We start from the raw sequence: 14205 nt of genomic DNA, 5'->3' as shown, positions 1-14205 counted from the left end.
TCGCTTCCCTAGGCTCCTTCACTTATATTGCCCATGTTATATCTCGTTGCCAGCTGTATCGCACTATTGCTTGGTCCTTTGTTCTACCGTTTTTTCACAACGGGAGCTGGACTGCATAAAGGCTTAGATGGCTTTATTTTTGTTTCGCTTGGCGGCTTAGTACTCGTACACATTTTGCCAGAACTGCTGCAACACGGCGGCTTTATGGCCATTGTATTTGTGATGATCGGCATTTGGGGACCGACCTTAAGCGAACGCTTATTTCATCGATATTCTGAAGTCACCCACAACCTAACACTCACTTTAGGTATTGGCGGCTTACTCCTGCATACCATCACCGACGGTGGTGCTATGGTACTGGCACAACAAGAAGGCGCATCCACGCTATTAGCCCTAGGCATTATTCTGCATCGCTTGCCTGTGGGTTTAGCTATTTGGTGGCTATTAAAGCCACAAGTTGGCACCCGCTGGGCTTGGGTGGTCTTGCTGTCAATGATGGCACTTACCGGTGTGGGATACTTTGCAGGTGAGCAATTACTTACTCACCTAAGTTTGGATAACACGGTTTATCTACAAGCTTTTGTCACGGGCTCTATCCTACATGTGGTATTGCATCAGCCCCACGGACAACAAATTGATGACCGCCAAGGCAAATATGAGTACCAAGCCGGTATTGGCAGCCTACTTGGATTAGGTTTGTTGGCGTTATTGCTATTGGTGGACTCTGGCGGCCACGAACACCACCATCACGATCACAGCACTGAACAGCTTATTGGCTGGTTAACGACCATCGCACCGGTACTGTTACTGAGTTATCTGTTTGCAGCGCTGCGATTTACCCTGGGGTTATCACCGCAAAGTAAGCATCTGCCATTGCAATGGTTGCAACGCTTGCTCGGTCCGGAAGCCCTAATTATCACCGCGCTGCTGCTTGGCCCTGAATTTGCCCTGGCGCAACTGCTGATTTTAATGCTCATGGGGGCGATGCTAACCATGGCTAAAGTTACCCCCACCGATCCACACCTGCACTTACCGGCTCAAGGCTGGCGATTTGGTTTTGCCCACTTAGTTGACCGTAGTGCGCCGTGGATTGTGTTAAGCCTATTATTGGCTAACTTGATTGGCCACCCCTCTGTGCCCTTAGCAAACCCTTGGGTACAGGTGGCAGTATTATTAGCGCTATTTTTGCCGATGCGTTTTTGTAATTTAGGCGGCGCGGTATTAGCACTGGCCCTAGCATACAGTGGCTGGAGTAATGCCGCTGTAATGGTGGCTCTGATTGCCGCACCGGTGTTTAACCTCGCTCAGCTTAAGCTGATGTCGAAGTTGCAAATTGCATTGCTCAGCTTACTGATAACCGGTGGCATTTTTGTCACTGAGTTAATGCAACTAAACTGGCACATCGTACTGTCGGTGCCTGATAACACCAGTTTGATCGCGGTTATCCTGTTAGCAAGCCTGTTTGCGGCAAGTTTACTCAGGCTGGGGCCGAGAAAGTTTATGGCTAGAATTATGCTGTGGAAACCCAAAGCACATCACCATGATCATGATGGTAATCACTCCCACGGCCACTCACATGGTCATTCGCATGGCCATTCACATAGCCAAGAAAAAGGTCAGCATCACCATTAACCGTTGCAGCTTTTACTAGATCTTATGCGGTTGGCCGAGTAGATTGACCATTATCGGCCCCGCAATGAGACCTTACGTATGTGCATACTGTTTGTCGCCTATCAGGTGCATCCTGACTACCCGTTGATTGTTTGTGCTAACCGTGATGAGTTTCATCATCGTCCCACCCAAGGCCTGCATCTATGGCAACAACCACAAGGCATTATTGCAGGTAAAGATCTTGAAGCCGGCGGCACGTGGTTAGGAGTCAATCAGCAAGGAGAATTTGCCGCCCTTACCAATATTCGCGCCCCTGAATTACAGCAGCAAGATATGCGTAGTCGTGGCGATCTGGTACTTAATGCGCTCGACTCACAGCAGCCATTTGATCAGTTGTGGTTGACGCAGCACAGCGAGCAATACAATCCATTCAATCTGGTTTTTGAACAACACGATCAGCTGATGTGCTATAACAGCGTCAGCCAAACCAGCAGCCCGCTTAGCCGTGGATTTCATGCTATTAGCAATGGTGAGTTAGACGATGTGTGGCCTAAAATGGCCAAAGGTACCCAAGCCTTAGAGGATTACGTTAGCGGGCTACTACGTGATAACAGCGCGCCTAAAATGCAACAACTTGCCATGCTAATGAAAGATGAAAGCCGTGCTGCCGATGCGGATCTGCCACAAACGGGTGTAGCGTTAGAGTGGGAACGATTATTGTCAGCTATCTACATCAAGCATCCGGAGTATGGCACTCGTGCCACCAGCATTGTATTGCGCAATGCTAAGCAGCAAGTCGATATTATGGAGTTACGTTACGACGGCAAAGGCCGTCAACTGGGCTCTGATGTTTTACATGTCTCGGGTTAGTCAGAACTATGGTCATGGGTGATCACCCAACGATCATCGATGCGTTCCACTAGCAAAGTGAACACGCCATTAGGGTTATCTTTGGCCCGTTTTAGCTCCCAACGTCCCACCACTAATGCCGCATAATTACTCAGCATTTTGGTCTCTTCGATAGTGAACTTGAGCTGCCCTAGTGCCGCGGCATTAGGGTAGTTTTTCTTATAAGCCGCCAAGGTCTTTTCCCAGCCGTAGCTGAACTTATTGCCTGACACAAAGCGCATTTTTTCATTGTTCCAGTAGCCGCGCATGTAGTTATCGAGATCGCCTCGATTCCACGCCGCTTCTTGCTGAGATAATATTTCAGCAATATCATCGCTAGGTACCGCTTGCACCGAGGCGGCGATAAAGAGTACAAACAAGCCAATTGCTTTTTTAATCATCAGCTTCTCCACTATTGTGAATTTAAGTGTACTATACCTTATACCAATCAGTATAAACATTTAGTCACTCAGCGAGAGTTTAGCGGTACTGAGGCAAGGTCCTTAAATGCTCCTGCATTAATGACATTCACCACATCCATGTGGCTTGCAACGAGTGAAGAGCATAGTTGTTCTACGGTTAAGCTCGTTAACTCCGCATCAGAACCGCTAAAACTCGCCATTGTGGCGCGTTTTTGGCTACCTACTTCTGCGTTGAATAATTTCACAAGAGAACAACCATTGTTTCAATTATTCGCCTCGAATTAGTTTGCCAAAAGCGCGCTGAGTTGATCAAATTCTTATACTGATTGGTATTACATCACCAAATAACGCCCAATCCTACAAGTAAAACTATGATTAAAGGGTCCCAAGGCGTTAAATAATAAGAGTGAACCGATATGATACAAGCTCTATGCAAAATGCTGCTGACCGCAATAGGTTGGCAGGTAGAAGGCGCCATGCCCAAACAAGACAAGTACCTAGCGATTGTAGGACCACACACCAGCAACTGGGACTTCATCATCGGCGTGATAGCCCGTGGTGCCATTGGCGAGAAGATTAATTTCTTAGGTAAGCACCAGCTATTTATTGCCCCTTGGGGTTGGTTTTTTCGCGCCATTGGTGGCACACCGGTAGACAGGCGCAAAAGTAATAATCTCGTCGATGCTGTAGCGAAACTGTTTGCCAGCAACACCCAGTTCAAACTGGCGTTGGCCCCTGAGGGAACCCGTAGCCCAGTCACTCGCTGGAAAACCGGCTTTTACCACATCGCCAGCCAAGCACAGGTGCCCATTGTGACCGTAGGCTTAGATTTTGGCCGCAAAGCCGTGGTTATTGCTCCCGCGATGACAGTGAGCGGCGACATTGAACACGATATGGCCGCGATTCTCGGCTTTTTCCGCACTATCAAAGGCCGCCACCCTAAAAATATTCCGGATTATTCCGCCTCTGACCCTAAGTGATCGCGACTCGACCAGCATATAAAGTCACTGATGCTTGGGGCTTTAACAGCTAACAATGCGTCCAAAGCCAGTATACGGTTTGCTAAATCCGCCATCACTGGTTATAGTCCGCGTCACCACTCATTTTGTATACAATCCATATGAGCATTGAGACTTGGCTACTTTATCTGATGGCAATTCTATTAATTGCCATCTCTCCTGGCACCATGGCGGTATTGTCCATGAGCCATGGTATTCACTTTGGTAAAGTTCGCAGCCTAGCCACCGCCTTTGGCAGTGTTAGCTCTGCTTTGCTATTAATGTTTGCTTCTGCCGCTGGCTTAGGGGCATTGCTAAGCGCATCGGAATATGGCTTTACCATCCTTAAATACTGTGGTGCGGCATATCTGCTTTACCTCGGTATTCGCCTATTGTTAACCAAAGCTAGCGGTCACGGCTTAGACTTACAGCATATTAAGGGGAAAGGGTCTGCCAAACAGATGTTTAAAGAAGCATTTTTGGTTGGGATCAGTAACCCCAAAGATCTGCTTTTTTTTGGCGCTTTATTCCCACAATTTATTGATATGACCGCCCCGCAAGGACCACAACTCGCGATATTGGCCGTCACTTGGGCAATAGTCGATTTTAGTTTTGTGATGCTATACGCCAGTATGGCAAATGTATTGGCGCCTAGCCTAAAGACCAGTAATAAACTGCATTGGTTTGATCGTGCCAGCGGCGGGGTATTTATTGGCCTGGCAGCCATTTTGATCAGCAAGCAAAATTAACGACCCAGCCCGATGGGGTCACCACACCGGGCTGTTTGCTATAAAAATACGTTAACCTTGCTGCAAGCTACGCAAATCAGCACCACTCGGCGCTTGGAAGGCTTTTAAATTAAACTCTGGCAATATCGCGAAAATATGGTCGAAGATATCTGCTTGAATGTCTTCATAAACCGCCCAGCGAGTGTCATTGGTGAAAATATAAATCTCTATTGGCACCCCTTCTTTGCTCGACTCTAGCTGCCTGACCAGCAACGTCATCTCTTGATGTATTTGTGGGTGCTGCTTGAGGTACGCCAACATGTACGCACGAAACGTCCCAATATTGGTGAGCTTACGCCGATTTACCGGCGACTCCGCATCAATGACAGCGGCATTGTGCTGGTCTAGCTCCGACTGCTTCTGCGATAGGTAGCTCTTGAGGTGATTGATCTTACCTAAGCGCTGCTGATCTTCTTCAGTTAAAAAGCCTACCGTATCAATATCAATTACCACTGAACGTTTAATTCGTCTGCCGCCAGATTCAGACATACCACGCCAGTTCTTAAACGCATCAGACACTAAAGCATAAGCTGGGATCATGGTGATGGTTTTATCCCAGTTTTGCACTTTCACTGTGGTAAGTGACACTTCCTCAACCGAGCCATCAGCACCGTACTTGTCCATCTGAATCCAGTCACCTGGACTAACCATGCGGTTGGCAGCAAGTTGAATGCCGGCGACAAAGCCCAAAATGGTATCGCGAAACACCAACATCACTAAACCGGTTGCCACCCCTAAACCACTGAGGAAGATTAACGGAGATTGATTGGCCAATACCGAGATAGAGATAATAATGGCAACGAAAAATAAGAACAGTTTAAACAGCTGCACAAAGCTCTTGATTGGCAAGCGGCGGCTGACCAAATTGACATCGGCTATCTCGTTAACGGCATCAAAGGCACTGAAAATAGCCCTTACAAGCAAGATCACTATGGTCACGCTCAGTAAGCGGCTAGTTAAACTGCTCAGCAGATGGTATTCGGCCAGCGCCATCGGCACTAACAAGCTGAGCACCAATGCCGGGACGACATAGGCTAACTTTTCCAGCACTCGATAGCGCATGAAAATATCATCCCAAGAAACCCGAGAGCGCTGAATGACCACATTCATCGCCCGCACGACACCGCGGCGAACAAACATGTAGGCCAATAATGCAAAGACTAAGCTGGCCAATAACATGATAGAAGTTGAAGCGCCGTCACTTGGCACACTATTAATGCCCCATTGCGATAACCAGTCGCTCAGCTGAAGTCGTATCTCTTGATCTAAGGGTTGCTTTTCCATGTTGATTTTCCGTTGCCCACTAGCGATAAAATCCATTGCGTAAAAAATGACATCTACCCCAACCAGTCTACACTCGACCAACTAAAATGCTACAATTAATACACAAGTCTTTATTTTAAAATGAATTTTAGCACTTAAATTTGACTGGTAGAATCAGATTTACCACAATCGTTCGACTCGTTCAAATTGGGGGAATAGAGTAATGATTCGTACACTAATTGGCCTAAGTGCCATCGCCTGTTCGCTGCCAGCTTTGGCAAACACCTATACTGATGATGAAGATGTGCTTAAACGTAAGCCCGTTATGAGCGTCAGTGTCGACTACGTGCCCGCAGCAAACAACATGTACGGCGTTACATTCGCCCCTTATCATTATGACCCTGACTACAGTAACTGGGGTTATTATATTGGTTATGCCCGCAGCAAAGATGAAGATCTGGTCGTTGAAGAGCCAGGCGAAGCATACAGCCGAGAAACCCTTTGGCGTTTTGGCCTGAGCTATACCTTGGTCGACAATTTCAGTGTGTATGGCGGTGCCACTGCGTACATTTATGAATTGCACTCAACTAACAATATCACGCCTTTGTGTACCGACTGTAAACCGGTATGGGAAAAAGAGGATGATAAGACCTGGGGTGCCGAAGTGGGCTTTCGCTACATGATGGATATGGGTCTGATGATCGGCGCAGGGTATAATTCCGCCACAGAATCGGCAGTGATTAGCGTCGGTTTTGCCATGTAATACCACCAATAAAAAAGGGCCTGACGGCCCTTTTTTGTTGCTTTAAGCAATCCTCTTACAAGCTAGGTAACATACCTGCTGGTAAATACACATTATAGCTTGCGGTGAGCAACAACTCAGTTGCCGCTTCAATGTCTGGCCCAAAGAAACGATCTTTATCATAGTAAGTTACGCGCTCACGTAACTCAGCTTTAGCATGTGCGATTGCGGTAGCTGGTTGCAACGGCGCACGAAAATCTAAGCCCTGTGCCGCGGCTAATAACTCAACGGCCAACACGCCACGGGTGTTTTCTGACATATCTCGTAAACGGCGTGCTGCAAAGGTTGCCATCGACACATGGTCTTCTTGGTTAGCCGATGTAGGTAAACTATCTACTGACGCGGGGTGGGCATAGGTTTTGTTCTCTGATGCTAGCGCTGCAGCTGTCACCTGAGCAATCATAAAGCCTGAGTTAACCCCACCATTTTCAACCAAAAATGGCGGCAATTTAGATAAATTAGAGTCAATCAATAGCGCGATACGACGCTCGGCAATAGAACCTAATTCAGCAATCGCGATTGCCAGATTATCTGCGGCCATCGCTACAGGCTCAGCGTGGAAGTTACCGCCCGAAATAATATCGCCGGTATCTTGGAATACTAACGGGTTATCGGTTACACCATTGGCTTCGGTTTCAAGTACTTCTGCAGCATGGCGGATTTGAGTTAAACACGCCCCTAAAACCTGTGGCTGACAACGCAATGAGTATGGGTCTTGCACCTTCTCACAATTAACATGATCTAAGCTAATCTCTGATTCTTCAGCCAATAAATGACGGAATATCGCAGCGGAATCTATTTGGCCTTTTTGACCACGGGCAGCATGAATACGTGGATCAAATGGGCTGCGACTGCCCATGGCAGCTTCAACACTCATGGCGCCAATAACAGAACTCGCGGCGAATAGATCTTCTGCGTTAAATAGGCCTTCAAGTGCCAGCGCCGTTGATGCTTGGGTGCCGTTAAGCAGAGCCAAACCTTCTTTGGCGGCCAGTTCAATAGGCTTAAGACCGGCAATGGCTAAACCTTCAGCCGCTGTAATAATCTCACCTTTATGGCTCATCTCACCTTCACCAAGCAATGGTAAGCACATATGCGACAGCGGCGCTAAGTCGCCTGATGCCCCAACAGATCCTTTCTCTGGCACACAAGGATAAACTTCGGCATTAACCAAGGCGATGAGGAAGTTAATGACCTCGAGACGAATGCCAGAGAACCCACGGCTTAATGAATTGATTTTTAATACCATCATTAGACGCACGGTGGCATCTTGCATATACATGCCAGTACCAGCCGCGTGGGAAAGTACAATAGAGCGCTGCAATAATTGCAGGTCATCTGCGGCGATCTTAGTGTTTGCCAGCAAACCAAAACCGGTATTGATACCGTACACTGTGCGGCCTTCATCAAGCACTTGCTGCACTAAACCCGCACTGGTATTGATATCACCAATGGCACTTTGAGCCAACTCAAGGCTAACTTTACCACGGCTAATATCACGGATTTGTTTCAGGGTTAAGCTACCTGGGGTTAATACTAAATGGCTCATTATTACTTCTCCTCATTTAGCATTGGCAGATCTAGCCCCTGCTCTTTGGCACAATTTTTGGCAATATCATAGCCTGCATCAGCATGGCGCATAACGCCTGTCGCAGGGTCATTCCACAATACGCGACCTAAGCGCGCTGCGGCGTCATCGGTACCATCGGCAACAATCACAACACCTGAGTGCTGACTAAAGCCCATACCAACACCACCACCGTGATGCAGTGATACCCATGTCGCACCGCTTGCGGTGTTAAGTAGCGCATTCATCAGTGGCCAATCTGATACAGCATCTGAGCCATCTAACATCGACTCTGTTTCGCGGTTAGGGCTGGCTACTGAGCCTGAGTCTAAATGGTCGCGGCCGATAACAACCGGGGCTGAAAGCTCGCCATTCTTAACCATTTCGTTAAAGGCTAACGCCAAACGAGCACGATCTTTTAGTCCTACCCAGCAAATACGAGAAGGCAAACCTTGGAATGCGATACGCTCACGCGCCATATCCAACCAGTTGTGCAGATGCGGGTTATCAGGGATAAGCTCTTTAACTTTGGCATCGGTCTTATAAATATCTTCTGGGTCACCAGAAAGCGCCGCCCAGCGGAACGGGCCAATACCTTCACAGAATAACGGACGTACATAAGCTGGCACAAAACCAGGGAAGTCGAATGCGTTTTCAACCCCCTCTTCAAATGCCATCTGACGAATGTTGTTACCATAGTCGGTGGTAGCTGCGCCAGCCGCTTGCAGCGCTAACATCGCCTTCACCTGCACCGCCATTGACTGCTTAGCCGCTTTAACAACGGCAGCTTCATCAGTTTTACGCATCTCGATAGCTTGCGCTAACGTCCAGCCTTGTGGCAGGTAACCATTGAGTGGATCGTGCGCGGATGTTTGGTCAGTCACCACATCAGGGGTGATGCCGCGTTCAACGAGCTCAGCAAACACGTCTGCGGCGTTGGCAAGTAGACCAACCGAGACCGGCTTACCGCTGTTGTTAGCTTCATCAATCATCGCCAAAGCTTCATCAAGGCTGGTTGCCTTTTTATCTACATAGCGGGTACGAAGACGGAAATCGATACGGGTTTCATCTACTTCACAGGTGAGCACTGAATATCCTGCCATTGTCCCGGCAAGTGGCTGCGCGCCGCCCATACCACCAAGGCCACCGGTAAGAATCCACTTACCACTGGCATCACCATTAAAGTGCTGCTTGGCCATGGCAACAAAGGTCTCGTAGGTACCTTGAACAATGCCTTGCGAGCCGATGTAGATCCAAGAACCTGCTGTCATCTGGCCATACATGGCCAAGCCTTTCTTATCTAACTCATTAAAGTGTTCCCAGTTAGCCCAATGTGGCACTAGGTTTGAATTAGCAATGATAACTCGTGGGGCATTGTTGTGAGTCTTAAACACGCCCACCGGCTTGCCCGACTGCACTAGCAAGGTTTCATCATCTTCAAGACGTTGTAGCACTTCCACGATTTTGTCATAACACTGCCAATCACGGGCTGCACGGCCAATACCGCCATACACCACTAGATCTTCAGGTCGCTCAGCCACATCTGGATGTAAGTTGTTCATCAACATACGCATTGGTGCTTCCGTTAACCAACTTTTACAACTCAGCTTACTGCCAGTTGGCGCGATAATGCGACGACTAGGATCGTGTCTGTTATCCATTGGGACTACCTCGTTCAATTTGTTTTTATTTGATTATTGTTTATTGCTGTCTTGCTTGTGTTTACGTGCTGTTTCGGGCCAATTAACTGAAGGTCAAATGGCCACCTAATCTAAAGCGACTGCCAGGGTGTATTAAGCGTGCAAAGCTGACGACACCTTGGCGAGACCAAGTACGGCGACTAATTTGCAAACAGGGTTCACCGGCCGGGATACCCAGCAAATCGAGCTGTTGCTTCACCGCAAGTTTGGCTTCAATGGTGTGCTTCGCTTCGGTTAGCGGCGCCACCATAGATAAATATTCATGGGGAGTTTGTTGGGTAAAATCCTGCGCTAGATAATCGGGTACTAAGGCTGGGTTAACGAAACGCTCTTCTAACTGCAACGGCACCCCTTGCTCGCAATGTACCAATAACGAATGATAAACCTCTGCACCTTCTTCAAGGCCTAAGGCAATGGCAATCGCTCCAGTGGCCTGTGTTGATATCAGCTGCACTTGTTCAACGCTATAGCCATGGCCTCGATCTTTAATTTCATCGGCAATGTTGCGAATCGCCATCATTGATGACTGGCTTTTTAACCCCGCCACAAAGGTGCCTAACCCTTGCGAGCGCTCCAGCACCCCAGATTCAGTTAATTCGGTGAGTCCGCGCCGAGCAGTCATCCGGCTACAATTAAACTGTTCGGCCAACTGATTTTCCGATGGCACCCGCGTGTTCTCTGCCCAAGCGCCAGACTCGACCTGAGTTAAGATATATTGCTTAATTGCTGCAAATTTTGGCGTCGCCATCGGTGTTCCCTTTTTAAGCTACTGTCCCAACCCCGCATAACAACCGGTAAACAGCAGTGATTTACCCTGATCAAAAACTCGGCTACAATCCTAACTTGTATATACAAGTAAATACAAGCTAGCGATATATTTATTTTTGATGCTAGTATTCAATGTCGCCAAAAATAATGAATAAGAGAGTGCACCATGTCGTGGGATCAGGTCTGGATTGATATCAATATCGCTACAATGTCACCATCAATATCAACGCCTTATGGCGCTATTACCGATGGTGCCATTGCTGTAAAAGACGGTAAAATAGCCTGGATTGGTGCGCGGACTGAATTGCCAGAGTTTGACGTACTCGCGACCCCAATCTACAAAGGCAAAGGTGGCTGGGTTACACCAGGTCTCATTGATGCACATACTCACTTGGTATTTGCAGGCAACCGAGCTAACGAGTTTGAATTACGTTTACAAGGTGCCAGCTATGAAGAGATTGCTCGCAGTGGTGGCGGTATCATTTCAACAGTTAAAGCCTGTCGCGAAGCCAGTGAAGCAGAGCTGTTTGAGCTGGGGCGCCAACGCCTCAACGCTTTAGCCAAAGAAGGCGTCACTACGGTAGAAATCAAATCTGGCTACGGGCTCGATATTGAAACTGAATTAAAAATATTACGCGTTGCCCGCGAGTTAGGAAAACATCACCATGTCGACGTGAAAACCACCTTTTTGGGGGCCCATGCGATTCCCCCTGAGTTCAGTGGTGATAGCGATGCCTATGTTGACCTAGTGATCAATGAGATGTTGCCCAAAGTTGTCGCGGAAAACCTCGCCGATGCGGTGGATGTGTTTTGCGAAAATATCGCCTTTAATCTGGCACAAACAGAACGTGTACTTCAGGCGGCGAAAAAGGCAGGACTGACGATAAAACTCCATGCTGAGCAGCTCTCGAACATGGGCGGTTCAGCCATGGCGGCAAAACTCGGCGCTAAATCCGTGGATCACATTGAATACCTCGATGAAGCCGGTGTAAAAGCACTGAGTGAAAGCGGAACCTGTGCCACCTTACTACCTGGCGCGTTCTACTTTTTACGCGAAACCCAGCACCCACCAATCGACCTACTGCGCCAATACCAAGTGCCAATGGTGGTGGCCAGCGACTACAACCCAGGTTCATCGCCATTGTGTTCTAGTCTATTGATGCTCAATATGGCCTGTACCTTGCTGCGCTTAACGCCAGAGGAAGCCTTAGCCGGTATGACACGTAATGCCGCCAAAGCACTGGATATTGAGCAACAGGTAGGCGTATTAGCAGTCGGTATGCACGCTGATTTTTGCCTGTGGAATATCAGTACCCCTGCACAGCTAGCCTACACCTACGGCGTAGATGCCTGTGTCGATGTCGTTAAGAACGGTCAAATAGTGCATCAGTAATACCGACAAAAATTATATCAGGCTAGAAGTCACCTAGCTTGATATTATTTCCATACAGAAATCTAATTAAAGAACTATTTAATAAGTAATCAAAAATAATGATATTACTCATACTTTCTTCCTATTAAAGTTATCTTTACGAATATTTAAAACCCAATTTAATTCATCATCCTCATACCATTGACGGACCAACCTTTATTTTATACTTTCAATTGGCTAATTATTTATATTTATCATTAACATATAGATAATCACATTAAGGACATTCATACGAATGTAGATAAGGAATATCATGAATAAGAAATTAACTTTAGCTTTAGTTGGTATTGGTATGAGTATTGGTATGGCAACATCTGTGACCGCATCACCAGATGCGCGTTATTGTCAAATAGCTAAAAATAATGCCAACTACTATTGCAATGGCACTAATAATTATGAGCTTTGTCGTTATTGGGCAAATGAAGCTAAGCGCTGTGGTCCACTAGAGATCTAGTCAATATAAAAGCCAGCGAGTTATACTCTCTGGCTTTTTATGCTGAATTTAATCCAGCTTTAAATACATTTTTTCATGGTTAAATTAATATAATTAGCGTTTATTAAGGTAATCGTTCCCCATTAGTATGGCATCGGCTCTGCGGTATCAAAACCTAAGCCATTAACTTGTGGGATGCGCCATACTTGCCGCTCAGTATCGAGACTGCCACCAAGCTGCTCAATCACAACGTGATCAACAATTCCAACGCCTTTGGCTGCCATATCAGCAAAATTATCTATACCATTATTATCAAATCCGCCGCGGGTACGATGAATATTGAACTGGTCGGCAAACTGACGATCAAAAGCCGCTTCTATGCCTTGCTTACCAATGACAAAGCCCAGCAAACCGCCCCAAGTCGCGGCCGGGTTATCAGAATCCCAACCCGCTAAGCTGGCAATTTTAATGGTTTCCACAATATCTGCTTCGCCATAGAAAAAACTCACCAGACTCGCAGCAAAGTTAATCCCTGAAGCAAAGCAGCCATTACAATAACGTTGCTGCGCCGTAATATCGTAACCGTCTTCCTGGTTGAGTTGATATTTAACATATAACTCATCACGCACGGTTTCCCAGCGGGCACCAGTTAGGTAGCGGCTTTTGACAAAGTCATACATTTTAGCTGTATAAGATGAATTGGGTAATCGCTGCCGCGCCTGATCGGCAATGGCAAAAAGCTGTGGCTTTATCGACTTTGCTGGATCAATACCTGCCGCCAGCGCGTGCATGATGACATAAAACTCCGCCGCCCAAGCGGCATTTTCTCGCGCTGTAGTTCGGATCGGTAAATAGGCCATGTTCAACGCAACATCTGGGCGAGTAGGCGCAAACAGACCAAAAATTTCAGTGGTGAGTTGCGCATCAATCATCTCAAATTCTGGGTTGTTAGCCGGATCACTCGTCGACGGGGGTAAAAGGTCATGCTCGGCCATCAAATCATACGCACGCTGATTAGACACCCATAAGTAATTCTGCGCTTTACCAGCATCATCAACACCAAAGGGTGATTGCGATTCGGAGTAAATGTGGGTTAACCAACCGTCGCGGATCTGCTCTGCCGTTAATATCGAGGTTTGGTGCTTATCAAGCAAGTGCTGATAAATATATTCTATGTCAGTGTCATCATCAGAACCCCACACCTCACCAGGGTCTTTAAACACAAAATCGATGGTGGCCGATAAATCACTCGGGACCCCTTGGCCCCAAATACTAGGCTGATCGGCTTTCCCCCAGTCTTCTCGGGTATAAAACACACCATGGGGCCCGGCCCCGCCAATCTTATCCATCTCGGTAACCAGCCCAGTCCAATTGGCAATGCTCTGCCCTAACCAAAAGCCATAAAGCTTATCTTTATAGTCACGGCGTGAAATCTCGATGGCGGCTGGTGAAGAGACAACTTGGCTGTCGGTCACTTTGCTGCTAGAACTGCACGCCAATAATAACGACGCCAACAGTACCACTGCGCATACA

Annotated in this window: 14 protein-coding genes; 7 read left to right on the top strand and 7 right to left on the bottom strand. The window is 47.4% G+C overall.

The genetic code is table 11. The features are described from left to right. The first annotated feature begins 33 nt into the window (after positions 1 to 33). Positions 34 to 1632: a metal transporter gene (locus tag FLM48_RS00695; protein WP_179022857.1), complete on the top strand. Its 1599-nt coding sequence runs from the start codon at positions 34 to 36 to the stop codon at positions 1630 to 1632. A 78-nt stretch (positions 1633 to 1710) separates the two neighbouring features. Then, positions 1711 to 2481, top strand: a complete 771-nt coding sequence (locus FLM48_RS00690; RefSeq protein ID WP_179022855.1) for an NRDE family protein — start codon at positions 1711 to 1713, stop codon at positions 2479 to 2481. On the opposite strand, the gene FLM48_RS00685 is transcribed toward FLM48_RS00690, so the two are convergent. Both FLM48_RS00685 and FLM48_RS00680 read right to left on the bottom strand, forming a co-directional pair. Then, positions 2478 to 2900, bottom strand: coding sequence for a DUF4440 domain-containing protein (locus FLM48_RS00685; protein WP_179022854.1), 423 nt, complete (start codon positions 2898 to 2900; stop codon positions 2478 to 2480). The genes FLM48_RS00690 and FLM48_RS00685 overlap by 4 nt on opposite strands. A gap of 68 nt (positions 2901 to 2968) precedes the next feature. After that, a complete protein-coding gene (locus tag FLM48_RS00680; protein ID WP_028773712.1) occupies positions 2969 to 3166 on the bottom strand; it encodes a hypothetical protein in 198 nt (65 codons plus the stop codon). Positions 3167 to 3337: 171 nt separating this feature from the next. Between FLM48_RS00680 and FLM48_RS00675 the strand changes: the two genes are divergently transcribed. Together FLM48_RS00675 and FLM48_RS00670 are read left to right on the top strand one after the other, a co-directional pair. Continuing rightward, on the top strand, positions 3338 to 3901 hold the full coding sequence (locus FLM48_RS00675) for a lysophospholipid acyltransferase family protein (protein ID WP_179022853.1): 564 nt from the start codon (positions 3338 to 3340) through the stop codon (positions 3899 to 3901). A gap of 140 nt (positions 3902 to 4041) precedes the next feature. Further along, positions 4042 to 4668 (top strand): LysE family translocator, encoded by a 627-nt coding sequence (locus tag FLM48_RS00670; protein WP_179022851.1) that lies wholly within the window; start codon positions 4042 to 4044, stop codon positions 4666 to 4668. 51 nt (positions 4669 to 4719) lie between these two features. Here FLM48_RS00670 and FLM48_RS00665 read toward each other — a convergent pair whose 3' ends face one another. Beyond that, a complete protein-coding gene (locus FLM48_RS00665; protein WP_179022849.1) occupies positions 4720 to 5991 on the bottom strand; it encodes a mechanosensitive ion channel family protein in 1272 nt (423 codons plus the stop codon). A 202-nt stretch (positions 5992 to 6193) separates the two neighbouring features. On the opposite strand from FLM48_RS00665, the gene FLM48_RS00660 reads away from it, so the two are divergent. Continuing rightward, positions 6194 to 6733, top strand: coding sequence for a TonB-dependent receptor (locus FLM48_RS00660; RefSeq protein ID WP_179022847.1), 540 nt, complete (start codon positions 6194 to 6196; stop codon positions 6731 to 6733). A 55-nt stretch (positions 6734 to 6788) separates the two neighbouring features. Here the strand turns inward: FLM48_RS00660 and hutH are convergent, their stop codons facing one another. The 3 genes from hutH to hutC all read right to left on the bottom strand — a co-directional run bounded on the left by hutH (position 6789) and on the right by hutC (position 10787). Beyond that, positions 6789 to 8321 carry a histidine ammonia-lyase gene (gene hutH, locus FLM48_RS00655; RefSeq protein ID WP_179022845.1) on the bottom strand — a complete coding sequence of 511 codons (1533 nt, stop codon included), beginning with the start codon at positions 8319 to 8321 and terminating at the stop codon, positions 6789 to 6791. 2 nt (positions 8322 to 8323) lie between these two features. Further along, the gene (gene hutU, locus FLM48_RS00650; protein WP_179022843.1) at positions 8324 to 10000 is read right to left on the bottom strand and encodes a urocanate hydratase; all 1677 of its coding nucleotides are present in this window, start codon (positions 9998 to 10000) and stop codon (positions 8324 to 8326) included. Between the two features lie 82 nt (positions 10001 to 10082). Further along, positions 10083 to 10787 carry a histidine utilization repressor gene (gene hutC, locus FLM48_RS00645; RefSeq protein WP_179022841.1) on the bottom strand — a complete coding sequence of 235 codons (705 nt, stop codon included), beginning with the start codon at positions 10785 to 10787 and terminating at the stop codon, positions 10083 to 10085. A 186-nt stretch (positions 10788 to 10973) separates the two neighbouring features. On the opposite strand from hutC, the gene hutI reads away from it, so the two are divergent. Together hutI and FLM48_RS00635 are read left to right on the top strand one after the other, a co-directional pair. Further along, complete coding sequence (gene hutI / locus FLM48_RS00640; RefSeq protein WP_179022839.1) at positions 10974 to 12200, top strand: imidazolonepropionase; 1227 nt, start codon at positions 10974 to 10976, stop codon at positions 12198 to 12200. Positions 12201 to 12492: 292 nt separating this feature from the next. Further along, a complete protein-coding gene (locus FLM48_RS00635; RefSeq protein ID WP_179022838.1) occupies positions 12493 to 12693 on the top strand; it encodes a hypothetical protein in 201 nt (66 codons plus the stop codon). 122 nt (positions 12694 to 12815) lie between these two features. On the opposite strand, the gene FLM48_RS00630 is transcribed toward FLM48_RS00635, so the two are convergent. Beyond that, the gene (locus tag FLM48_RS00630; protein ID WP_256871010.1) at positions 12816 to 14147 is read right to left on the bottom strand and encodes an ADP-ribosylglycohydrolase family protein; all 1332 of its coding nucleotides are present in this window, start codon (positions 14145 to 14147) and stop codon (positions 12816 to 12818) included. Between the last annotated feature and the right edge of the window lie 58 nt (positions 14148 to 14205).

This window comes from Shewanella sp. Scap07 (assembly GCF_013394145.1).
Lineage (GTDB): Bacteria > Pseudomonadota > Gammaproteobacteria > Enterobacterales > Shewanellaceae > Shewanella > Shewanella waksmanii.
Note: the sequence above shows the minus strand (reverse complement) of the source record. Positions and strands in the feature narration are given on the sequence as shown.

Excerpts from the sequence above, each read along its gene's own strand:
- FLM48_RS00685 (WP_179022854.1), bottom strand. The coding sequence starts at position 2,900 with ATGATTAAAAAAGCAATTGGCTTGTTTGTACTCTTTATCGCCGCCTCG.
- FLM48_RS00670 (WP_179022851.1), top strand. The coding sequence starts at position 4,042 with ATGAGCATTGAGACTTGGCTACTTTATCTGATGGCAATTCTATTAATT.
- FLM48_RS00695 (WP_179022857.1), top strand. The coding sequence starts at position 34 with ATGTTATATCTCGTTGCCAGCTGTATCGCACTATTGCTTGGTCCTTTG.
- hutI (WP_179022839.1), top strand. The coding sequence starts at position 10,974 with ATGTCGTGGGATCAGGTCTGGATTGATATCAATATCGCTACAATGTCA.
- hutC (WP_179022841.1), bottom strand. The coding sequence starts at position 10,787 with ATGGCGACGCCAAAATTTGCAGCAATTAAGCAATATATCTTAACTCAG.
- FLM48_RS00635 (WP_179022838.1), top strand. The coding sequence starts at position 12,493 with ATGAATAAGAAATTAACTTTAGCTTTAGTTGGTATTGGTATGAGTATT.
- FLM48_RS00660 (WP_179022847.1), top strand. The coding sequence starts at position 6,194 with ATGATTCGTACACTAATTGGCCTAAGTGCCATCGCCTGTTCGCTGCCA.
- hutH (WP_179022845.1), bottom strand. The coding sequence starts at position 8,321 with ATGAGCCATTTAGTATTAACCCCAGGTAGCTTAACCCTGAAACAAATC.
- FLM48_RS00675 (WP_179022853.1), top strand. The coding sequence starts at position 3,338 with ATGATACAAGCTCTATGCAAAATGCTGCTGACCGCAATAGGTTGGCAG.
- FLM48_RS00665 (WP_179022849.1), bottom strand. The coding sequence starts at position 5,991 with ATGGAAAAGCAACCCTTAGATCAAGAGATACGACTTCAGCTGAGCGAC.
- FLM48_RS00690 (WP_179022855.1), top strand. The coding sequence starts at position 1,711 with ATGTGCATACTGTTTGTCGCCTATCAGGTGCATCCTGACTACCCGTTG.
- hutU (WP_179022843.1), bottom strand. The coding sequence starts at position 10,000 with ATGGATAACAGACACGATCCTAGTCGTCGCATTATCGCGCCAACTGGC.